This window comes from Streptomyces sp. NPDC004435, from assembly GCF_042873895.1.
Taxonomy (GTDB): Bacteria; Actinomycetota; Actinomycetes; order Streptomycetales; family Streptomycetaceae; genus Streptomyces.
Genome location: NZ_JBIAMB010000025.1, coordinates 25,318 through 45,999, shown reverse-complemented (window position 1 = coordinate 45,999; position 20,682 = coordinate 25,318). Strand labels below are relative to the sequence as shown.

The 20,682-nt window shown below is 75.0% G+C and carries 19 protein-coding genes and 1 tRNA gene; 13 read left to right on the top strand and 7 right to left on the bottom strand.

Going from position 1 to position 20,682, the window contains the following annotated elements; all coding sequences use genetic code 11:
- Positions 1-169 precede the first annotated feature (169 nt).
- Entirely contained in the window at positions 170-1,108 is a 939-nt protein-coding gene (locus ACFYT9_RS33835) for a hypothetical protein (RefSeq protein ID WP_387270685.1), read from the top strand.
- Here the strand turns inward: ACFYT9_RS33835 and ACFYT9_RS33830 are convergent.
- A complete protein-coding gene (locus ACFYT9_RS33830; RefSeq protein ID WP_389169783.1) occupies positions 1,084-3,318 on the bottom strand; it encodes a prolyl oligopeptidase family serine peptidase in 2,235 nt (744 codons plus the stop codon). The genes ACFYT9_RS33835 and ACFYT9_RS33830 overlap by 25 nt on opposite strands.
- Positions 3,319-3,543: 225 nt before the next feature.
- Here ACFYT9_RS33830 and ACFYT9_RS33825 point away from each other — a divergent pair, with 225 nt between their 5' ends.
- The 6 genes from ACFYT9_RS33825 (at position 3,544) to ACFYT9_RS33800 (ending at position 8,232) form a co-directional block, all read left to right on the top strand.
- The gene (locus ACFYT9_RS33825) at positions 3,544-3,738 is read left to right on the top strand and encodes a hypothetical protein (RefSeq protein WP_360314411.1); all 195 of its coding nucleotides are present in this window, start codon (positions 3,544-3,546) and stop codon (positions 3,736-3,738) included.
- Positions 3,739-3,779: 41 nt separating this feature from the next.
- A complete protein-coding gene (gene mshB, locus ACFYT9_RS33820; protein WP_389169779.1) occupies positions 3,780-4,709 on the top strand; it encodes an N-acetyl-1-D-myo-inositol-2-amino-2-deoxy-alpha-D-glucopyranoside deacetylase in 930 nt (309 codons plus the stop codon).
- On the top strand, positions 4,706-5,059 hold the full coding sequence (locus tag ACFYT9_RS33815; RefSeq protein WP_389169776.1) for a DUF6113 family protein: 354 nt from the start codon (positions 4,706-4,708) through the stop codon (positions 5,057-5,059). Before mshB ends, ACFYT9_RS33815 begins: the two co-directional genes overlap by 4 nt.
- Before the next feature lie 165 nt (positions 5,060-5,224).
- Positions 5,225-7,537 (top strand): hypothetical protein, encoded by a 2,313-nt coding sequence (locus tag ACFYT9_RS33810; protein WP_389169773.1) that lies wholly within the window; start codon positions 5,225-5,227, stop codon positions 7,535-7,537.
- A gap of 170 nt (positions 7,538-7,707) precedes the next feature.
- The gene (locus ACFYT9_RS33805; protein WP_376602880.1) at positions 7,708-8,070 is read left to right on the top strand and encodes a DUF1304 domain-containing protein; all 363 of its coding nucleotides are present in this window, start codon (positions 7,708-7,710) and stop codon (positions 8,068-8,070) included.
- 87 nt (positions 8,071-8,157) lie between these two features.
- Positions 8,158-8,232: transfer RNA gene (locus ACFYT9_RS33800), tRNA-Ala, on the top strand.
- 25 nt (positions 8,233-8,257) lie between these two features.
- Here ACFYT9_RS33800 and ACFYT9_RS33795 read toward each other — a convergent pair.
- Positions 8,258-9,166 carry a GlxA family transcriptional regulator gene (locus tag ACFYT9_RS33795; RefSeq protein WP_387270713.1) on the bottom strand — a complete coding sequence of 303 codons (909 nt, stop codon included), beginning with the start codon at positions 9,164-9,166 and terminating at the stop codon, positions 8,258-8,260.
- 160 nt (positions 9,167-9,326) lie between these two features.
- Between ACFYT9_RS33795 and ACFYT9_RS33790 the strand changes: the two genes are divergently transcribed.
- Complete coding sequence (locus ACFYT9_RS33790) at positions 9,327-9,998, top strand: MBL fold metallo-hydrolase (protein WP_376602881.1); 672 nt, start codon at positions 9,327-9,329, stop codon at positions 9,996-9,998.
- A gap of 58 nt (positions 9,999-10,056) precedes the next feature.
- Positions 10,057-10,857, top strand: a complete 801-nt coding sequence (locus tag ACFYT9_RS33785) for an inositol monophosphatase family protein (RefSeq protein WP_389169769.1) — start codon at positions 10,057-10,059, stop codon at positions 10,855-10,857.
- Positions 10,858-10,874: 17 nt separating this feature from the next.
- Here the strand turns inward: ACFYT9_RS33785 and ACFYT9_RS33780 are convergent, their stop codons facing one another.
- Together ACFYT9_RS33780 and ACFYT9_RS33775 are read right to left on the bottom strand one after the other, a co-directional pair.
- Complete coding sequence (locus ACFYT9_RS33780; protein WP_389169767.1) at positions 10,875-11,732, bottom strand: tetratricopeptide repeat protein; 858 nt, start codon at positions 11,730-11,732, stop codon at positions 10,875-10,877.
- 7 nt (positions 11,733-11,739) lie between these two features.
- Positions 11,740-12,744, bottom strand: a complete 1,005-nt coding sequence (locus ACFYT9_RS33775) for a GNAT family N-acetyltransferase (protein ID WP_389169765.1) — start codon at positions 12,742-12,744, stop codon at positions 11,740-11,742.
- Positions 12,745-12,856: 112 nt separating this feature from the next.
- Between ACFYT9_RS33775 and fdxA the strand changes: the two genes are divergently transcribed.
- Positions 12,857-13,177 (top strand): ferredoxin, encoded by a 321-nt coding sequence (fdxA, locus tag ACFYT9_RS33770; RefSeq protein WP_030207635.1) that lies wholly within the window; start codon positions 12,857-12,859, stop codon positions 13,175-13,177.
- A 92-nt stretch (positions 13,178-13,269) separates the two neighbouring features.
- Complete coding sequence (locus tag ACFYT9_RS33765) at positions 13,270-14,364, top strand: bifunctional succinyldiaminopimelate transaminase/glutamate-prephenate aminotransferase (RefSeq protein ID WP_389169762.1); 1,095 nt, start codon at positions 13,270-13,272, stop codon at positions 14,362-14,364.
- Positions 14,365-14,442: 78 nt separating this feature from the next.
- On the opposite strand, the gene ACFYT9_RS33760 is transcribed toward ACFYT9_RS33765, so the two are convergent.
- Positions 14,443-14,883, bottom strand: a complete 441-nt coding sequence (locus ACFYT9_RS33760) for an ATP-binding protein (protein ID WP_389169759.1) — start codon at positions 14,881-14,883, stop codon at positions 14,443-14,445.
- 352 nt (positions 14,884-15,235) lie between these two features.
- Positions 15,236-16,141, bottom strand: coding sequence for a hypothetical protein (locus ACFYT9_RS33755; RefSeq protein WP_389169757.1), 906 nt, complete (start codon positions 16,139-16,141; stop codon positions 15,236-15,238).
- Positions 16,142-16,170: 29 nt separating this feature from the next.
- Between ACFYT9_RS33755 and dapE the strand changes: the two genes are divergently transcribed.
- Both dapE and ACFYT9_RS33745 read left to right on the top strand, forming a co-directional pair.
- On the top strand, positions 16,171-17,286 hold the full coding sequence (dapE, locus tag ACFYT9_RS33750; protein ID WP_387270696.1) for a succinyl-diaminopimelate desuccinylase: 1,116 nt from the start codon (positions 16,171-16,173) through the stop codon (positions 17,284-17,286).
- Positions 17,287-17,361: 75 nt separating this feature from the next.
- The gene (locus tag ACFYT9_RS33745; protein WP_360313417.1) at positions 17,362-18,111 is read left to right on the top strand and encodes a TIGR00730 family Rossman fold protein; all 750 of its coding nucleotides are present in this window, start codon (positions 17,362-17,364) and stop codon (positions 18,109-18,111) included.
- Positions 18,112-18,159: 48 nt separating this feature from the next.
- On the opposite strand, the gene ACFYT9_RS33740 is transcribed toward ACFYT9_RS33745, so the two are convergent.
- Entirely contained in the window at positions 18,160-20,460 is a 2,301-nt protein-coding gene (locus ACFYT9_RS33740) for a M9 family metallopeptidase (protein WP_389169754.1), read from the bottom strand.
- Positions 20,461-20,682 lie beyond the last annotated feature (222 nt).

Sequence of the window (20,682 nt, the reverse complement as noted above, 5' to 3'; positions counted from 1 at the left end):
ATCGGCTCCGATATCCGCATACTGGATCCTGTCGGACATGCGGCCGTGCGGGTGCCGTCGACCGGCGGGGCTTCTCTCGGAGCCCCGCCGGCCGTACTCCGTCACCTCGGCACCGGCCATCCGCCCGAACCGCTTGTCCCGGCCGCCCCCGACCGTGAGTATCGGCCGCGTGACTGTGACTCGACCGGCACGTCTCACCGGGGCCGCGCTCGCCGCCGCACTCGCCCTCGTCCCCTTCGTCTGGATCCTGCGCGACCTCGCCGCCCTCGGCTCGCCCGAGGACCTGTTCCGGTACTGGACCGGCGACCGCTTCACGCACTCCCGCGCCCGGTCGGCCACCACCCTGCTCGACCCGGTCCTCTGCCTCGCCGCCGCCGGCACCGCCCTCGCGGCCCTCCGCTCCCGGCACGCCGCCGCCGCGCTCGCCGCCACCGGCGCCCTCACCCTCGCCGTCCGCCTCCCCGGCCTCTGGACCCACAACACCGGCCCGCTCGTCACCGCCCTGACCGAACTCGCCCTCGCCGCCGGGCTCCTCGTCACCGCCCTCACCGGCCGCCGCCCGCCCCGCGGCCCCGACGAGCCCGTCCCCACCCGGCCCCGCCCGGGACCGGCCGTCGCCGCCGGCCTCCTGCTCGCCGTCGCCGCCCTCCTGCTGCTCGCCCGGGAGGTCCGCCTCGCCGCCCGGGCCGACCCCCGGCTCGCCGTCGACCGCTTCACCGGCGGCAGGTCCGCCCTCGACGCCGCCCTCGGCGTCCCGCCCGGCTGGCTCTCCGCCGTCCTCGTCGCCCTGTACCTGACGGCCGCCGTCTCCGCCTTCACCGCCGCCCGCCACACCCGCGCCCCCGGCCTCCTCGCCGGCGGCGTCCTCCTGGCCGTCAGCCTCGCCGAACTCGCCCGGATCGCCCGCGTCCACCTCCACCTCGACGTCCACTACGTGATGGCCCCCCAGGTCGACGTCCCCGGCCTGGCCACCACCGGCTACGGCGTGCTCGCCGGGGCCGCCGTCCTCGTCCTCCTCGCCGGGCGCGGCGTCCCCGACGCGGCGCCCGGCCCCCGGAGCCCGGCGGCGGTCCCGCCGCCGCCCTACCCGCGCCCGCCCGGCTGGTGACCCGGGAAGCCGCCCAGCGACCGCTTCAGGAAGTCGACCTGGAGCAGCAGCAGGTTCTCCGCCACCTGCTCCTGCGGGGTCATGTGCGTCACCCCCGACAGCGGCAGCACCTCGTGCGGCCGGCCCGCCGCCAGCAGCGCCGACGACAGCCGCAGCGCGTGCGCCACCACCACGTTGTCGTCCGCCAGACCGTGCACCACCATCATCGGCCGGGCGGGCTCCTCCGGCGCCGACAGGCCGTCGTCGGTGAGCAGCGACTGCGCCGCGTACACCTCCGGATCCGCCTCCGGCGTGCCCAGGTACCGCTCGGTGTAGTGGGTGTCGTACAGCCGCCAGTCGGTCACCGGCGCCCCCACCACCGCCGCGTGGAAGACGTCGGGCCGGCGCAGCACCGCGAGCCCCGCCAGATAGCCGCCGAACGACCAGCCCCGCATCGCGACCCGCCCCAGGTCCAGCGGGAACCGCTCCGCCAGCGCCCGTACCGCCGCCACCTGGTCCTCCAGCGCCACCGTGAAGTCCCGCAGCACCGCCTTCTCCCAGGCCGGAGAACGCCCCGGCGTCCCCCGGCCGTCCGCCACCACGACCGCGAAGCCCTGTTCGGCGAACCACTGCGAGGTCAGGTGCGCGTTGTGCGCGGCCACCACCCGGGGGCCGTGCGGGCCGCCGTACGGATCCATCAGCACCGGCAGCGGCCCCTGCCCCTCCTCGTACCAGGACGGCAGCAGCACCGCGCAGGGGATCCGCCGCTCGCCCGCCTCCGTGAGGACCGGCCGGGCCCGCAGCGGCGGCTCGGCCGCGTACGAGCCCACCACCGCCACCGGCCGCCCCTCGCGCAGCACCCGCGCCACCGCTCCCGGCGCGTCCGGCCGCGCCGACACCAGCACGGTCACGGCCCCGCAGCGCACCGCCCCGTGCCAGCCCACGCCCTCCGAGACCCGCTCCACGCCCCGCTCCGACACCCGGTACACATGGGCCTCGCCGGTCTCCGGCTCCACCGCGCCCGTGCCCGCCGACGCCGACACCAGCACGTCGTCCTCGCCCACGTCGAGCACCGCCCGCACATGCAGCGAGGCGTCCGTCAGCCGCTCCTCGCCGAGGGTCAGCGCCCGCGTCCCGCCCTCGCCCGCCGGCCGCCCACCGTCCGTCGCCCGGGAGGCCTCCCACCCGTGGTCCTCGACCCGGACGAGCCGCCCGTCCGGCGCCCAGCACGGCACCCCCGGCAGCAGCTCCAGCCAGGCCGGATCCTCCTCCTCCCGCACGGTCGCCGTCGTGCCGGCCGCCGTGTCCACCGCGAGGATCCGCCCGCTCCGCTGGTCCCGCGCCTGCACCAGCAGCAGCGGAGCGCCCGCCGCGGACCAGTGCACGCGCGCGAGGTAGGGGAAGCGCTCCCGGTCCCACACCACCTCGGTGCGCGCGCCGTCGAGGCCGTACAGGAAGAGCCGCACCTCCGCGTTGGGCGTCCCCGCCGCCGGGTACCCCACCCGCTGCGGCTCGCGCTCCGGGTGCGCCGGGTCCGCGATGAACCAGCGGCGCACCGCCCGGTCGTCGGCCCGGGCCACCAGGAGCCGGTCCGAGGCGGGCGACCACCAGAATCCGCGGTCCCGGCCCATCTCCTCCGATGCGATGAATTCGGCCAATCCGTACGTGGTGTGCGCGTCCTCCGGAGCAGCCAGTTCCGCATCACCGGAACCATCCGCTCCGACCACCCGCAGCGCACCCCCCGACACATACGCCACCCGGCGCCCGTCCGGCGACGGCCGCGGGTCGATCACCGGCCCCGGGACCGTCAGCTCCCGCGCCGTACCGGCCCGCAGCTCGGCCGTGAAAAGGCGTCCGGACAGGGCGAACGCCGCCAGTTCGACCGTCGCGTCCACCGCGTACCCGACGATCCCCGCCGACCCCTCCCGGCTCCGCTCCCGCCGTGCCCGCTCCTGCGCGGACAGCTCCTCCGCGGCCCCGGCGAGCAGCGCCGAAGGCTCCGCGACGACCCGCTCCGCCGGCTCCCCGCCGTCCGCGGGCAGGTCGAGCACCCACAGCGCGTGTGTCCGGTCGGTCCCCGATCCGGAGCGGACGAAGGCGACCCGCTCCCCGTCGGGCGACACCGAGAACCCGCGCGGCACACCGAGGCCGAACCGCTGGGTGCGGGCGTGCAGGCGCGGGAAGGAGAGCCCCACGGATGGGGCGGACGAAGACTGCTGATGCATGGTCATACGGCTGAAAGTAGCGTTGTACGCCCCCTCTGTGCGCCCGTACGCCGATCGATGCGAGGGCACGGATAGTTATGATCCGTAGCGCTTGGTGGATGCCTCTCCGTGGGTATGCACATGTGGGCGAGCGCCGGGCACATGCCCGACGCCCCGACCACCGGCACCGTCCGTACGCGTCCCGCTCGACTCAGTGCTCGCATATCCGACCGAAGGTGGAGGTGAACCGCCGTGGCACTCTCGATCTCCGTGGTGGTGCTGCTGGCGATCGTCGTCTTCCTGCTGATCCGGAAATCCGGGCTCAAAGCCGGACACGCGGCGATCTGCGCGCTCCTGGGCTTCTACCTGGCCAGCTCCTCCCTCTCCGACTCCATCACCACCCTGACCACCAACGTGGCGAGCATGATCTCCGGCCTCAAGTTCTGACCCGGGCGGTCACCCGCGGCCCCGCCTCGTAGGGTGGGGCCATGACCGATCTCCCCGCCCGTCGTCTGCTCCTCGTGCACGCGCACCCCGACGACGAGTCGATCAACAACGGCGCCACCATGGCCCGGTACGCGGCCGAAGGCGCCCTTGTCACCCTGGTCACCTGCACCCTGGGCGAGGAGGGCGAGGTCATCCCGCCCGGTCTCGCCCACCTGGCCCCCGACCGCGAGGACCGGCTCGGCCCCCACCGCGTCGGCGAACTCGCCGCCGCCATGGCCGCCCTCGGCGTCACCGACCACCGCTTCCTCGGCGGTGAGGGACGCTTCCGCGACTCCGGCATGATGGGCGTCCCCCAGAACGAGCGCGAGAACGCCTTCTGGAACACGGACGTGGACACCGCCGCGACCCTCCTGGTCGAGGTCATCCGCGAGACCCGCCCCCAGGTCCTCGTCACCTACGACCCGGACGGCGGCTACGGCCACCCCGACCACATCCAGGCCCACCGGGTCGCGATGCGCGCCGCCGACCTCGCCGCCGACCCCGGCCACCGCCCCGACCTCGGCCCGGCCCACACCATCGCCAAGATCTACTGGAACCGGGTGCCCCGCCCCGACGCCGAGGCCGGCTTCGCCCGCCTGGCCGCCGAGGGCTCCGCCTTCCCGAAGGACGCCGCCCTCGACGACGTCCCCGGCGTCGTCGACGAGGACCGGATCACCACCGAGATCGACGGCGGCGACCTCGCCGCCGGGGACTCGTACGCGGCCCGCAAGAGCGCCGCCATGGCCGCCCACGTCACGCAGGTCGCCGTCGACGGCCCCTGGTTCGCCCTCTCCAACGACCTCGGCCAGCCGCTCTTCACCACCGAGCACTACGAGCTCGTCCGCGGCACCTCGGGCGCCCCCGCCGGAGCGCGCGAGACCGACCTCTTCGCGGGCCTCCCCGCCGACGGCGCAGAGGGGGCGGGACGATGACCACCCCCGCCGTCCGGTACGCCGTCTACCTGGGCCTCCTCGTCCTCGGCGCGGTCGTCGGCGCCGCCGGGGCCCTCGTCCAGGCCGCCTGGTTCCCCCTCGGCCTGCTCCTCGCCCTGCTCGGCACCGCCGCCCTCTTCTACGGCGGCATGCGCGCCACCGGCAACCAGGTCGGCCTCGCCTCCGCCGGCGGAGGCTGGCTCCTCGCCGTCATCGTGCTCAGCTTCGGCCGCCCCGAGGGCGACGGGCTCTTCGGCGGCGGCATCGGCGAGCTGCTCTTCCTCTTCGGGGGAATGGGGGCCGCCGTGCTCTGCGCCACCGTCAGCAGGCTGCCGCAGACCACCCCGTAGAGCACCCCGCGGACCCTCGCGCCGGACCACGTGTGAGGGACCGGACTTCGCACCGGGCGGATAACCGGCGGCGCCGGACAGTATGGTGGTGCGCGCCGCCGAACCGCCCGGGACAGTACGAGCATCAGCAAGAGCGGGCGGCGGAGCCAACCGGGAGATCCTGCTTTGAGTCGTGAAACTGGTCGAGAGACCGACAGTTCGTCCTCCGGCGCCCAGGGGCGCGGCGGGGCCGCCTACCCGTCGGGAACCCAGCCGTACGGGTCCCGGCAGTATCCGTCGCTCCACCCGGCGCAGGACGCGCCGGAGGAGACCGCCGGCGCGCCCTCGGCACCGCCTGAGGAGCCGAAGACCGAGACCACCCTGACCACCCGGATCCGCATCAACATTCCGGGTTCGCGGCCGATCCCGCCCGTCGTGGTCCGCAAGCCCGTCGCCGGCGCCTCCGCCGACGAGGCCGCCGCGGCCGCCGCGGCCGCCGTTCCGACGGCGGCCGAGCCGGAGCGGCCCGCTCCCGCGCCGGCCCCGGAGCCCGAGCCGGAGCCGGCTCCCGCCCCGGCCGCGCCCGAGCCGCCGCAGGCCAAGGAGACCAGCGACTGGTTCGCGCCCCGCAAGAACGCGGGCCCGGCCCCCGCGGGCACCCCCGCCGCGCCGACGGCACCCGCCGCGCCCGCGTCCGGGCCGAAGGCCCTGGGCGGCCCGCAGACCCCCGGCACCGGCTTCGCGGGCTCCGCGACCGCCGGCGTGCCCACGGTCGGCAGCGCGCCCTCCAGCCGCCCCGTCAGCAACCCGCTGTACGACACCGGCACCCTTCCGGGCTACGACGGCACCCCCGCCGCCGGCATCCCCCTCTACGACGGCCCCCACCCCGGCGCCGCGTCCCCCGACGGCACCCCGGCGGCCGGGACCCCGCTGTACGACGGCACCCCGCCCGGCGGCACGCGCGCGTACGACGGCACCCCCGCGGGCGGTACCCCGCTGTACGACGGCACCCCGGCGGCCGGCACGCCCCGCTACGACGGGCAGCCCACCGGCCCGACCGCGGGCCCGGTCAGCGGGATCGCCGACCTCGGCGGCGGCGCGCCCCAGCGCCCCGCCATGCCCCGGCGCCCGGTCGCCGGCGGCCCCCCGGCGGGCGGCCCGGTTCCCGGCGGCCCGATGGCGGGCGGCCCGGTTCCCGGTGGTCCGGTTCCCGGCGGCCCGGTTCCCGGTGGTCCGACGGCCGGTGCTCCGGTTCCGGGCGGTCCCGGTCCCCACGGAGCCGGCGGCCCGCCGCGCATGTCCGACGACACCGCGATCCTGACCCCGCAGCAGCCCGCGCCGGGCGCCGGGCGGCCGGGTCCCGGTGGTCCCGGCGGCGGCCAGGTCTCCGGCGACACCCTGACCAGCGGCATCCCCGTGGTGCCCGCGGCCGCCGGCCGTCCCGGCCCCGACGGGCGCCCGGCGCCCGGCCCCCGGCCCGCCCGCCAGGAGCGGGCCCAGGCGCCCGCACCGGCCCCCAAGCCCGCGCCGAAGCCTGCCGCCCCGGCCAAGAAGGGCCGCTCCAAGCTGGTCCTCCTCGCCGCCGGGGTCGTCGGCCTCGCCGGCGTCGCCTACGGCGCCGGACTCCTCCTCAACCACTCCGACGTCCCCAAGGGCACCACCGTCCTCGGCGTCGACATCGGCGGCGGGACGCGGGACGAGGCCGTCAACAAGCTGGAGGCGAGCCTCGGCAAGCGCGCCGCGACCCCGCTCCAGCTCACGGTCGGCGGCAAGAAGGTCCAGCTCGCCCCCGACAAGGCCGGTCTCGCCCTGGACAGCCAGGAGACCGTCCGGGGCGCCGCCGGCAGCGACTACAACCCCGTCTCGGTGATCGGCTCGCTCTTCGGCGGCGAGCGCGTCGCCAAGCCGGTCTTCCCGGTGGACGACGAGAAGCTCGCCGTCGCCCTCCAGGACCTCGCGGGCTCCTCCTCGTCGGCGTCCGAGGCGACGATCCTGTTCGCCCCGAACAAGGTCACCGCCGTCGAGGGCAAGCCCGGCCAGGGCATCGACGTCCAGCGCGCGATGATCTCCGTCAAGGACGCCTTCCGCGCCCAGGTCGAGACCGGCCGGTCCAACCTCGTCGAACTCCCGGTCAGCGTCCGCAGGCCCACGGTCACCAAGGCCGAACTGGACCGGGCGATGAAGGAGTTCGCCGAGCCCGCCATGTCCGGCCGGATCACCATCCGGGCCGGCGGCAAGGAGATCGACTTCGGCCCGGCCCGCTCGCTGCCGCAGATCCTCTCCATGAAGGCCGTCGACGGACACCTGGTGGAGGTCTACGACAAGAAGGCGATCACCCGCCTCCTCGAAGGCACCTTCGAGGGCGTCATGGTCACCAAGGGCGACGGCTCGAAGCACGAGGTCTCCGCCGACGACGTCGCCTTCGTCATGCGCGACGCCCTCCGCGGCAAGACCAAGGCCGAGCGCACCGCGACGATCGACCTCAGCGGCAAGGGCTGACCGCCCTCCGCCGCCACCGCGGCCGATCCGACACCCCCCGCGGGCCCGTCCGGCGGGGGGTGTCGCATGTTCCGGAGGCCGTACGACCCCGCCCGCGCCGCCCCCACCGCGTACGGCCCCGCCCCGCGTCGTACCGCCGTCGTGGACCGCCCCGCGCCCACAATGGGCGCATGCCGCTGACCGCCGACATCCTCGTCGCCCTCATCGCGCTCCTGCACCTCTACATCCTCGTGCTGGAGATGTTCCTGTGGGAGAAGGAGCCCGGCCGCCGCTTCTCCGGCTTCGACGCCCGGCTCGCCCGCGAGACCGCCGCCATGGCCGCCAACCAGGGCCTCTACAACGGCTTCCTCGCCGCCGGACTCGTCTGGGGACTCGTCGCCGACGACCCCGTCGGCTTCCGGGTGCGGGTCTTCTTCCTCTGCTGCGTGGTCGTCGCGGGCCTGTACGGCGCCGCCACCGCCGACCGCCGCATCCTCTACGCCCAGGCGCTCCCCGGCGCACTGGCCCTCTCCGCCGTCCTCGTCGCCGGCTGACAGCGCCCCTGACGGAGCCTCACCAGTACTGCTCCCCAAAGCGTTTGACCACGGGAAACGGCCCTGCCTAGACTCGGCGGCCTGGGAGCGGGGTCGTAGCACAGAGGTAATGCGCCGCGATGGCATCTCGGAGGACGCCGGTTCGAATCCGGTCGCCCCGCTCCCTCCTCCTCTTTCCGCCCCCCCGCTACGGCGACGTCGTGAACGTCCGCCGGTAGGTCCGGGGCGGCACTCCCCGGCGGCGCACGAACTGCTCCCGGAGCACGGCCGCGCTGCCGTAGCCGACGCGGCGGGCGATCTCCTCGACGGGCAGGTCCGTCGTCTCCAGCAGCTCCTCCGCACCGCTCAGCCGCAGGCCGCGCAGCCAGGCGTGCGGGGTGGTGCCGGTGGCCGAGGTGAAACGGCGGGCGAAGGTGCGCCGGCTCATCATGGCCCTGCGGGCCAGCTCCGTCACGGTCAGGGACTCGTGGAGGTTCGCCCGTGCCCAGGCGAGGACCTCGGCCAGATGCGTGTCCCGGCCGTCCTCGGGCACGGGCGAGGAGACGTACTGCGCCTGGCCCCCCTCGCGGTGCGAGGGCAGCACCATGTCCCGGGCGACCGCGTTGGCGAGGGCCGCGCCGTGCTCCCGGCGCAGCAGGTGGAGGCAGAGGTCGAAGCCCGCCGCCGCGCCCGCGCCGGTGGCGACCTGCCCCTCGTCGACGTAGAGGGCGCCGGCGTCCACCGTGACCTCCGGGTGGCGGCGGGCGAGGAGGTCCGCGAACCGCCAGTGGGTCGTCGCCCGGCGCCCGTCCAGCAGCCCGGCGGCGGCGAGGGCGAACGCGCCGACGCAGTGCGCCGCCACCAGCGCGCCCCGCGCGTGGGCGGCCCGGAAGGCATCGAGCACGTCCGGCCCGGGCGGAGTGCGGAAACCCGCCCCCGGCAGGGCGATCACCAGATCCGCGGAGGCGAGCCGGTCGATCCCGTGCGGGACGGAGAGCGGCACCCCGCAGTCCGAGGGGACCGGGCCCGGCCGGTCGGAGCAGAGGGCCAGGTCGAAGCCCGGCACCCCCTCGCCGTGCGGGCCGAACACCTCCGCGACGACCCCGACGGCGAGCATGCCGACACCGGGCGGCGCGTAGGCGGCGACAGTCGTGAAGGCGGGCACGCGGGAAGTCTGCCACGCGCTCCACCGCCCTCCGAGAGGGTTGGCACAGATCCCGCGATCAGTGGCATACGTGCCACTCGCCGCCCCCGCGCGGCGCCGGGAGGATCGACGCATGACGACACGGACGCCGGACACCACCGCAGCCACGCCGAACACCACCACCCCGCACGACACCACCGCCGCCCCGGCCCGCGCGGACGCCCCGCGCGGCCGCAGCGCCCGCTTCACCGTCCTGACCACCGGATACGTGGGCTCCACCGGCCCCGGCGTCGCCGCCACCGTCTCGTACGTCACGGACGGCGACCGGCACGTGATCTTCGACCCGGGCATGGTGCCCGGCGTCGGCGCCATCCTGGACCCGCTCGCCGCGCTCGGCCTCGGCCCCGACGACATCACGGACGTCGTGCTCAGCCACCACCACCCCGACAACACCCTGAACGCCGGCCTCTTCCGCCGGGCCCGGGTCCACGACCACGGAGTCGAGTACGACGGCGACGGGTGGACGAACCGGGACGCCGAGGGCCACGAGCTGACCCCGTCCCTGCGCCTGATCCGCACCCCCGGGCACAGCGCCGAGGACATCACCCTCCTCGCCGGCACGGACGAGGGCGTCGTCGCCTTCGCCGGCGACCTGTGGTGGCACGCGGCCGGCCCCGCCGACGACCCGGTCGCCCCCGACCGCGCCCTGCTGCGGGCCTCCCGGCTCCGGGTGCTCGACGCGGCGGACCTCGTCGTCCCGGGACACGGAGCGCCCTTCGTCCCCGACGCGAGCACCCCGCTCTGACCGACCGGGATCCCCGGAACGAGGCACCCGCCCCGGGCTCCCCGCATACCCTCGCTCCATGATCGTCCAGAAGCTCTCCGACACCGAGGTCGCCGCTGCGGCCGCCCGCGCCGGCGCCGAGGTCGTCCGCGGCCTCCACGGGAGGGACCTCGACCGCGTCGACAAGGGCGCGGGCGACTTCGCCACCACCGCCGACCTGGCGGCCGAGCGGGCCATCCTCGACGTGCTGCGCGCCGCCCGGCCCGACGACGCCGTCCTCGGCGAGGAGGGCGGCCGGCAGGGCGCGGCGGCCGCGGACCGCGAATGGCTGGTGGACCCCCTCTGCGGCACCCTCAACTACGCCGTCGGGAACAAGCTCGTCGCCGTCAACGTGGCCCTGCGCGGCGGGGCGGCGGCCGTGGCCGACCCCTTCGGCGGCGACGACGGCGAGGTGTTCCGCACCGACGGCACGCGCGCGTGGGGACCCGACGGCAGCCCCCTCGCCCCCACCCCCGCCACCGGCCTCGTCGACGTCAACCTGGACCCGCCGTTCCCCGGCGCGCCCGGCTTCCGCGCCGTCGACCTCCTCGCCCACCCCGGCTTCGTCGCCGCCTTCCGCCCCCGCGTCGTCTCCACGACGCTCGCGCTCGCCTGGGTCGCGGCCGGCAAGCGGGCCGCGTACGTCACCGACGGCGGCGACCTCTCCGGCAGCGTCCACTTCGCCGCCGGCATCGCCCTCTGCCGCGCCGCCGGCTGCGTCGTCACCGGCATCGACGGCACCCCCGTCGGGGACGGCCGCCCCGCACGCGGCCTCGTCGCCGCCGCCGACCCCGACACCCACGCCCGCCTGATGGAACTGATCCGCCCGCGAAACGCCTAGGGGGTATCCGACAAGACCTAGTTGAGCCGCGCGCGGGCCGCCTGGGCCTGGTGGCGGATCGCCGCGGCGGTCTCCGGATCCACCGCGTCCATGATCTGCGCGTACGACTCCATCTCCGCCGCGCCGGTCAGGAAGTCGCCGCGCTGGACGAGGAGTTCCGCCCGCTCGTAGCGGAGGCGGGCCGGGTGCGAGGGGAGCAGCAGCGCCAGCTCCACCGCCCACAGGGCCACGTCGGAACGCTCGGGACGGGGGGCCGCCCACGCGCGGATGTTGCCGAGGATCCGCAGCACGACGGCGCCCGGTTCGGCCGGCCGCAGCATCGAGCGGTCCAGGGCCTCGCCGGTCGCGCTCGCCACCAGCAGCTCGGCGTCCTCCGCGGTCATCGGCCGCCCGCCCGCGAAGGGGTCGGCGAGGTCCAGCTCGGCCGGGTCGCCGAAGCCGACGACGAAGTGGCCGGGCAGCCCGAGCCCGTACACCGGCGCCCCCGCCCGCCGGGCCACCTCCATCCACACCACGGAGAGCAGGATCGGCAGGCCGCGCCGCCGCCGCAGCACCTCGTGCAGGAGCGAGGACTCCAGACGCTGGTAGTCGGCGGGGACCCCCTCGAAGCCCTCCCGGCCACCGAGCAGCTCCCCCAGCGCCGCCTTCCAGGCACCGGTGCGCCGGGTGGCGTACGGGACGAGACCGGCGAGCCGGTCGAGCTCGACGTCCGCCTCGACGAGGTCGTGCTCGGTCACCGCCGGGTCCGCCACGGCACAGATCAGCAGACAGAGCCGGGCCAGGTCGGGCCGCTCGGCCCGGGCCTCCTCCGCGAACTCCCGCCGCCGGTCGGGCGGTCGGCCTGACGGCGGGTTCAGGGGGTCCTCCGCGCTCACGCCGCGCTCACGCCTCCGGCTGCCGGTAGTGGTGGTAGTGGTGGTGCACCGCGAAGTCCATTCCGTCGTACAGCGCCCGCGCGCCGCCGTTGTCGCTCTCGACCTGGAGCCAGGCCGCCGACGCGCCCTCGTCGAGGGCCTGCCGGGCGAGCGCGGCCATCACGGCGGTGGCGAGGCCCCGGCGACGCTGCTCCGGGTCCACCTCCACCGCCATGAACCCGGCCCAGCGTCCGTCGACGACACAACGGCCGATGGCCGCCGGCACCTCTCCCGTGCCCGCCACGGACGCGAACCACACACTCGGGCCCGAGGTGAGCACGTGCCGCCACACCTCCTGCTTCCCTCCGGCGAAGCGCTGGTAGCGACGCAGCCACGGTGCCCCGAGCGTCCGGGAGAGGACGACCTCCACCGGGCCCGGCTCCCGGTCGGCGAGCGGGGCGAGGGCGGCGATCCGCAGCTCGGCGGTGACCTCACGGTGCCAGCCGAGCCGTTCCAGCTCGGCGCAGAGCAGCTCCTGGGTGCCCTCGGCTCCGGTCGCGGTCTGCACGTACGCGGGCAGCTTCCGCTCCGCGTACCACTCCCGTACGGCCTCCAGAGCCTCGGCGACGGGGCGTCCGGGATCGCCCGAGGGGAGCACCGAGTTGGCCCGCCGGGTGAAGCCGTCGGCGGCCCTCAGGGTCCACTCGCCGAGCTGTTCGCTCTCGACCGGCTGCCACGCGCGGGCGGCGGCCCGGGAGAGCTCGGGGAAGCCGGCGGCGGGGCCGCGCCTGCGGGCCGGTGCGGGGGGCACGATCTTGCCCGCGACCAGGCGGAGTTCCGGGATCCGGACGGTCTCGCCGCTCTTTCGTGTGATCGTGAGCACACCGCCGTCCCAGGATGTGAGCACACCGACCGCGTCGGTGAATCGCCCGCCCGTACCGGCGGACTGGGTCACGTACCGAACGGAGACACGTTTTCCCACGTCAGCACTGGTGACACGGACCTCTAGCAACCCTCCACCGGTGATTTCCACAGCTTCTCCGCCCCTCCTGTTCGGATCGCCCCCAAGAACGGAGATACTAGGTGCGGGCATCGACGACACCGCGCTCCCGCGCAGACCAGCCCTACCGAGGAGGAACGACAGCGTGACCTACGTCATCGCGCAGCCTTGTGTCGACGTCAAGGACAAGGCTTGCATCGAGGAGTGCCCCGTCGACTGCATCTACGAGGGCAAGCGATCTCTCTACATCCATCCGGACGAGTGCGTCGACTGTGGAGCCTGTGAGCCGGTCTGCCCGGTCGAGGCGATCTTCTACGAGGACGACACCCCGGAGGAGTGGAAGGACTACTACAAGGCGAACGTCGAGTTCTTCGACGACCTGGGTTCGCCCGGTGGTGCCTCCAAGCTCGGCGAGATCGAGCGTGACCACCCCTTCATCGCCGCCCTGCCGCCGCAGAACGGCTGATCTTTCGTTGCACCCGCTCTCGGTCCCGTACGGCTCCGCCGCCGTACGGGACCGACGCGTATCGCGTACGTACTGAGGAAGTGAGCCAACCCGTGAGCGCTGTCTCTTCGCGCCTGCCCGTCTTCCCCTGGGACAAGCTGGAGCCGTACAAGAAGACGGCCCTGTCCCACCCGGACGGGATCGTGGACCTGTCGGTCGGCACGCCGGTCGACCCGGTTCCCGCGCTGATCCAGGAGGCCCTGGTGGCCGCGGCGGACTCGCCCGGCTATCCCACGGTCTGGGGCACGCCCGCGCTGCGCGACGCGCTCACCGGCTGGTGCGAGCGGCGCCTCGGCGCGGTCGGCTTCGCCCACGAGAACGTGCTGCCGGTGGTCGGCTCCAAGGAGCTCGTCGCCTGGCTGCCGACCCAGCTCGGTCTCGGCCCCGGCGACCGGGTCGCCTACCCGCGGCTCGCCTACCCGACGTACGAGGTCGGCGCGCGGCTCTGCGGCGCGGAGCCCGTCGTCTACGACGACCCGACGGAGCTCGACCCGGCCGGCCTGAAGCTGCTCTGGCTCAACTCCCCGTCCAACCCCACCGGCAGGGTCCTCCCGCGGGAGGAGCTGACCCGGATCGTGGCCTGGGCCCGCGAGCACGGCGTCCTCGTCTTCTCCGACGAGTGCTACCTCGAACTGGGCTGGGAGGCCGACCCGGTGTCGGTCCTGCACCCGGACGTCTCCGGCGGCTCGTACGAGGGGATCGTCGCCGTCCACTCGCTCTCCAAGCGCTCCAACCTGGCGGGCTACCGGGCGGCGTTCATCGCCGGCGACGCGGCCGTCCTCGGCGAGCTGCTCCAGATCCGCAAGCACGGCGGCATGATGACCGCGGCGCCCGTCCAGGCCGCCACCGTCGCCGCCCTCGGCGACGACGCGCACGTCGCCGAGCAGCGCGGTCGGTACGCGGCCCGGCGCGACGCCCTGAAGGCCGCCCTGGAGGCCCACGGCTTCCGCATCGAGCACTCCGAGGCCAGCCTCTACCTGTGGGCGACCCGCGACGAGCCCTGCTGGGACACGGTCGCGTACCTGGCCGACAAGGGCGTGCTGGTGGCCCCCGGCGACTTCTACGGCGAGGCGGGCGCGCGCTTCGTCCGGGTGGCCTTCACGGCCACGGACGAGCGGGTCGCGGCGGCGGTCAAGCGCCTCGGCTGACCGGCTGACCGGCCGACGGTACGCGGAAGGGCCCGGGCGCGTGTGCGACCCGGGCCCTTCCGCGTATCCGCCGGCGGTTCAGCCGATGGGCAGGCCGCCCAGCATCTGGCCGGCCGGGGCGCCGCCCAGCGCGCCGCCCGCGGGGGCGCTGCCGGCGGCGGCACCGGCCGTCTCGCCCAGCGCCTGGCCCGCGCTGCCGGCGGTCTCGCCCGCGATCTTCTGGGCGGCCGGGGTGGCCGTCCTGCCCGCGGAGCCCACGGCCTTGCCGGCCGCCGGGACGGCCGAGCCGACCGCCTGGCCGCCGGCGGCACCGGCGACGCCGGTCGTGGTCTGCGCGGCACCGTCGACGGCCGAACCCGCGTCCGCCGCGTCGAGGGCGGTCAGGCCGCCGAGGGCGCCGGTCGGGGCGAGGCTGTGGTCCAGCGCGCTCGCGGATCCGGCCGCACCGACCACGGGGGCTGCGCCGGCCGCGACGATCAGGGCGGCGCGGGCGATCCGGCGGGTCAGGGGGAGGGACATGGTGCTCCTTCGACGGAGAGACGGTGGGGTGTTCGGCGTTGCGGGCTGCACAACCGAAGTGGGGGCGGGGGAGGTTGCGGGCGTCGAAGGTAAAGGCTGGGCAATGGGTCGTATTGTCAGGTGGGGAGGAAAGCGGACGAACGTGGCCGCCGCGTGCGCCCTGCCGAACCGTCTCTCCCTAGGCACCCCAAGCCCCCCGGACCTCCCGCGCCCCCCCGCACCCCACCCCTCCCGCACCGACCCCCCCGGATCCCCACACCGAGCGACCCCTCGCACACGAGTCCACCCCCGTGGAAGCGGGACGGAGCGCCACCGGAGGGCGGCGTCCCGCGACGCCGCGCGGCCGGGAGGGTCAGCGGCTGAGGCGGAGGCGGACCGTCGGGGTGCGGGGGGACGTCGTGGTGTCCCAGCCGCCACCGGAGTCGTCCGCGCGCCAGACCCTGCCCCCGTACGAGACCTCCGCGACCCGCAGCGTGTCGGCCCGCGCCACCGCCCACTGCGCCAGCTCCCAGCCGCGCCGCTCCGTGCCGCCGGGGACGGGGACGACGAGGACGGCCGGCTCCGCGGCGGACCGACCCGCGCTGGCGCCGCCGGAGACGGAGGTGGGTGCCGCGGACTGGCCGAAGGCCCGTACCAGCTCCGTACGGACGAGCGAGGGGTCGCCGGGGCGGCCCTCCTTCAGGTCCGCCGTGCACGTCAGGGAGGCCGGCGCGCGGCCGGTCAGCGCGGCCGACAGCAGCGTCGCGTCCGGCTCGTGCTTGGCGTACGCCTGCGGGAAGCCGCTCTTCTGGACCTTCTGCGCCGCCACCGTCAGCGGCATCCGCGAGTAGCCGGGGACCTTCTCCAGGCCCTCGTAGAACTTCGTCGCCGAGTAGACGGGGTCCATGATCTCGGCCGGCGTGCCCCAGCCCATGGACGGCCGCTGCTGGAAGAGGCCGAGCGAGTCGCGGTCGCCGTGCTCGATGTTCCGCAGCGCCGACTCCTGGAGCGCGGTCGCCAGCGCGATCGTCACCGCCCGCTCCGGCAGCCCCCGCGAGGTGCCGACCGCCGCGATCGTCGCCGCGTTCGACGCCTGCTCGGGGGTGAACTCGTAGCGCCCCTCCCCGCTGCCCAGAGCGCACCGCGGCGCGCCTTTGCTGCCGGTCACCTGGTGGACGGCGATGTACGACGCGAGGCCGCACAGGACGGCGAGAGCGGCGGCCGAACGGGCGAGTCGGCCGCGGCGGGCGGGGCGGGGGGAGTCGGACACGGGGCCCACCGTACTGGAGGCCGGGTTAGGGTCGGCATATGGCTGACATCACCCCGCAGGAGACTGCTCAGGAGACCCCGCTCGACCTCACCCGGGACGGGGCCGCGCTCACCGCCGACCTCGTCGACTTCGCCTCCGTCAGCGGGACCGAGAAGCCGCTCGCCGACGCGATCGAGACCGCCCTGCGCGCCCTGCCGCACCTGCGCGTCGACCGCCACGGCAACAACGTCGTGGCCCGGACGGACCTCGGCCGCGCCGAGCGGGTCGTCCTCGCCGGCCACATCGACACCGTGCCGATCGCCGACAACGTGCCGTCCCGGCTCGACGCGGACGGCGTCCTCTGGGGCTGCGGCACCTCCGACATGAAGTCCGGCGTCGCCGTCCAGCTCCGGATCGCCGCGACCGTCCCCGAGCCCAACCGCGACCTCACCTTCGTCTTCTACGACAACGAGGAGGTCGCCGCCGACCTCAACGGCCTCGGGAAGATCGCCGCCGCCCACCCGGACTGGCTGGAGGGTGACTTCGCCGTCCTCCTCGAACCGTCCGACGGGCAGGTCGAGGGCGGCTGCCAGGGCACGCTCCGGGTCATCCTGCACACGGCCGGCGAGCGCGCCCACTCCGCCCGCTCCTGGATGGGCTCCAACGCCATCCACTCCGCCGCGCCGATCCTCGCCCGCCTCGCCGCGTACGAGCCGCGCAAGCCGGTCATCGACGGCCTGGAGTACCACGAGGGCCTCAACGCGGTCGCGATCCAGGGCGGGGTCGCCACCAACGTCATCCCCGACGCCTGCACGGTGACGGTCAACTACCGGTACGCCCCCGACCGCTCGCCGGCCGAGGCCCTCGCGCACGTCCGCGAGGTCTTCGCGGACTGCGACATCGCCGAGTTCGTCGTGGACGACGAGAGCCCCGGCGCGCTGCCCGGCCTCTCCCACCCGGCGGCCGAGGCGTTCATGAAGGCCGTGGGCGGCACCGCGATGCCCAAGTTCGGCTGGACCGACGTCTCCCGTTTCAGCGCGCTCGGCGTGCCCGCGGTCAACTACGGCCCCGGCGACCCGATCTACGCGCACAAGCGGGACGAGCACGTCCACGTGGACCGGATCCACCACTGCGAGGCACGTCTCCACGACTGGCTGACCGCCCGTCTCCCGTAATTTCGCGTTTCGTCACCTCTCTGGTCCTACGCTGACCCAACAGCAAAGATCGTGGATCGGCGGAGGGAGCAGGCCATGGGCATTCCCGAGGGAATGGCGAAGCCGGAGGAGCAGCGCCTCGGTCCGGTGCTGAGGCGGCGGGACCAGGTCCAGCCGGGCACCACGGACCAGCGTCTGCTCGACACCGAGGGCGACTCGGAGTGGGTGCACACCGACCCCTGGCGGGTCATGCGGATCCAGTCCGAGTTCGTCGAGGGCTTCGGCGCGCTCGCCGAACTGCCGAGCGCCATCAGCGTCTTCGGCTCGGCCCGTACGAAGCCGGACTCGCCCGAGTACGAGGCGGGGGTGCGGATCGGCCGGGCGCTCGTCGAGGCGGGCTTCGCGGTGATCACGGGCGGTGGCCCGGGCGCCATGGAGGCGGCCAACAAGGGCGCCCGGGAGGCGAAGGGAGTCTCGGTCGGTCTCGGCATCGAGCTCCCCTTCGAGCAGGGGCTCAACCCGCACGTCGACATCGGCGTGAACTTCCGGTACTTCTTCGTCCGCAAGACGATGTTCGTGAAGTACGCGCAGGGCTTCGTCGTCCTGCCCGGCGGCCTCGGCACGCTCGACGAGCTGTTCGAGGCGCTGACGCTGGTGCAGACCCGCAAGGTGACCCGCTTCCCGATCGTGCTGTTCGGCAGCGCGTACTGGAAGGGGCTCGTCGACTGGCTGAAGGACACGGTCGTCGCGGGCGGCAAGGCGTCCGAGCGCGACCTGCTCCTCTTCCACGTCACGGACGACGTGGAGGAGGCGGTCGCGCTCGTCACCAAGGAGGTCGGCCGGTAGGGAGTTCCGGCGGCCGCCCCGCCCTCGCGGGGGCGGGGCGGCCCCGGGTCAGTACCGGACGGAGACGCTCGCCCCGGTGAAGCCCTGCCGGGCGTGCAGGCTGATGTAGACGTAGCCCGCGGGCGGGTTCTCCACGGTCAGCGTCTCGGCGCTGCCGGTCCGGGCGGAGCGGCTCGTCCAGGCGCTCGTGGTGGCCCAGGCGGAGGCGTTGTAGTACAGGTCGGCGTCGCCGTTCGCGCCGGTCGTGGTGATCGTCAGCCGCGGGGTGCCGGCCGGCACGTACAGGTAGTGGTAGGCGTAGTTGCCGGTGGTCGCGGAGACGCCGCTCCGGGCGCAGTCCCGGTCGAGCCTGCGGGTGTCCGGGCCGGCGCACTCGGGCAGGGACGGGCCCGGACCGGGATCCGGGACGGTGGCGCAGGCGCCGGCGGCGCAGGCGGTCAGCCAGGCGTCGAAGTCGGCGTCGTAGCGGGTGCCGATGGTGGTCTTCAGCAGGCTGCGGGCGCCGTTCCAGTCGCCGGTCCGGTACTTGGCGAGCACGGCGTCCACGTCGGAGCGGTGCTTCTCCAGCATGTAGCGCACGGCCAGGTAGCCCCAGCGGTAGGTGCGCTCGGTGTCGGAGTTCTCGTAGGTGGTGTCGAAGAGGGTGCTCAGCTTGTACGTGTGCAGGCCGGCGGCGGCGGTCGCCGCGTCGTACGGCAGCTTCCGGTAGGAGTACGAGACGTACTCCGCGAAGCCCTCGATCCACCAGATGGTGGGGGTGGAGACGCCGGCGGTGAAGCCGCCGTGCATGTTGTAGCGGCCGTCCAGGTAGTGCGTGTACTCGTGGTTCAGGTTCCACACCTGGAAGTCGGGCAGCACGCGCGTGTCCTCGTAGGCGAGGAAGCGGGGCAGGTTGCCCGGCACGGACGGGTCGCCCTCCAGGTACATGCCGCCGTTGTCGGTGTCGATGCCGTAGATGGCCGCGGCGAACACCTGGTAGTCCTGGCGCGTGTCGAAGACGACGACCTCCAGGGTGGTGTTGTGGTCGTCGGCGACGGGGCCGGGGTCGCGGGCGACGGCGTGGAAGAACGCGTCCTGCCGGAGCAGGCTGTCGCAGGTGGCGGCCAGGTTCGCCGCGGTCACCGCCTGGGCGAGGATCCGGACGGACGGGCTGCACGCGTGGCTGGTGACGAGGATCCCGGCGCGCAGCCGGGCGGCGGCGTCGGCGGTGCCGTACTCGGCGGCGCGGGCCGGGTCGTAGGCGTCGACCATCTCGGCGAGCGCGGCGAAGAGGTGGGCGGTGTTCCCGCTCGGGGCGCTCTGGTCGGCGAGCCTGCGGACGAGCGGCTGGAGCGTGCTCCGCAGCGCCGGGTACTGGAGGAAGCGGCCGAGCTCGCGGGCGCTGTTGTACGGCAGGTAGCCGTGGGTGCCGCCGAGGAGCGCCTTGTTGCGGGCGGCGAAGGCGGCGAGCGTGTCGAGGAGGCTCGGGTCGGCCTGGACGGCGGCGAGGAAGCCGGCGGTCTGGTGGCCGCGGAAGAGCACGGTGTGGACGTTGTTGACGGCGGCGGGCATGCCGGCGACGGCGTTGTACCGGGCGGCGTCGTAGTCGGTGAGGAGGCGCTTGACGACCGGGAGGTAGCGGACGTTCTCCTGGGCGCTGTCGACGAGGGTGACCGACTCGCCGAGGATCCCGGAGTTGGCGGCGGTGACGTCGCGCGAGCGCGGGTGGCCGAAGTACCCGTCGAGGGCGCCCCGGATCGCGGTGGTGAGGGCCGGTCCGTACGTGCCGACGTCACCGGAGTGGTACCACTGGACGTAGTAGCCGGCGCGGAGGAAGAGCACCAGCTGGAAGGTCGAGGTGCTGTTGTCGCCGGGGTACGCGGCGGAGTTCGCGCGCAGCGCGTCGGCGACGGTCACCATCTGCGCCTCGCGGAAGGCGCCCCGGGCGGCGCTGCCGGTGAGGCCGAACAGCTCGTTCACGCAGCCCGGTTCGGACGCCTTGACCAGCTCGACCAGGGCGCTGCCGGTGCGGGTGGTGAAGGCGGCGGTGTCGCAGGCGGCGGTCGCGGTCCGGGCGGCGGAGGGCTTCGCGGCGGCGGCCGGGTCCGTGGCGGCGAGGATCGGCGGCCGCTCGGAGACCGGGACCCGCCCGGCGGCGCGGTCGGCCTCCAGGGTCTCGGGTGCGGGGACGCTCGCGGGCCGCGGGGCGGCGCCGGTGGGAGCGGCGGCGGGAGCGGTGGCGGTGGCGGGGGAGGGGGCTGCGGCCGCCTGGCCGGCCGGGGCGAGGACCCCGAGCGCCAGACAGGACGCCACTGCGGCGGTCAGAAGCCGTACGCGGTACGGCAGTCCCGATATTCGGGCGGATGTCACCTGGGCCTCCTGGCCTTGCACGGCCGCGGGGCGGCCGGACACGTGGGGGAGTGATTGACGGCGCTCCGTCAAGGCGTGCGGAGCGGACGTACAATTTCACACGTCACATGGCGACGGGAAGGGGTGTGACAGAACCCGGTCGCGCCCCCGCCCGCCCGGCCCCGGACGCACGACACCGCCCCCGGTCCCGTGAGCGACGGGACCGGGGGCGGTGTCGTGGAA

Excerpts from the sequence above, each read along its gene's own strand:
- ACFYT9_RS33830 (WP_389169783.1), bottom strand. The coding sequence starts at position 3,318 with ATGACCATGCATCAGCAGTCTTCGTCCGCCCCATCCGTGGGGCTCTCC.
- mshB (WP_389169779.1), top strand. The coding sequence starts at position 3,780 with ATGACCGATCTCCCCGCCCGTCGTCTGCTCCTCGTGCACGCGCACCCC.
- ACFYT9_RS33815 (WP_389169776.1), top strand. The coding sequence starts at position 4,706 with ATGACCACCCCCGCCGTCCGGTACGCCGTCTACCTGGGCCTCCTCGTC.
- ACFYT9_RS33805 (WP_376602880.1), top strand. The coding sequence starts at position 7,708 with ATGCCGCTGACCGCCGACATCCTCGTCGCCCTCATCGCGCTCCTGCAC.
- ACFYT9_RS33795 (WP_387270713.1), bottom strand. The coding sequence starts at position 9,166 with ATGCTCGCCGTCGGGGTCGTCGCGGAGGTGTTCGGCCCGCACGGCGAG.
- ACFYT9_RS33790 (WP_376602881.1), top strand. The coding sequence starts at position 9,327 with ATGACGACACGGACGCCGGACACCACCGCAGCCACGCCGAACACCACC.
- ACFYT9_RS33785 (WP_389169769.1), top strand. The coding sequence starts at position 10,057 with ATGATCGTCCAGAAGCTCTCCGACACCGAGGTCGCCGCTGCGGCCGCC.
- ACFYT9_RS33760 (WP_389169759.1), bottom strand. The coding sequence starts at position 14,883 with ATGTCCCTCCCCCTGACCCGCCGGATCGCCCGCGCCGCCCTGATCGTC.
- dapE (WP_387270696.1), top strand. The coding sequence starts at position 16,171 with ATGGCTGACATCACCCCGCAGGAGACTGCTCAGGAGACCCCGCTCGAC.
- ACFYT9_RS33745 (WP_360313417.1), top strand. The coding sequence starts at position 17,362 with ATGGGCATTCCCGAGGGAATGGCGAAGCCGGAGGAGCAGCGCCTCGGT.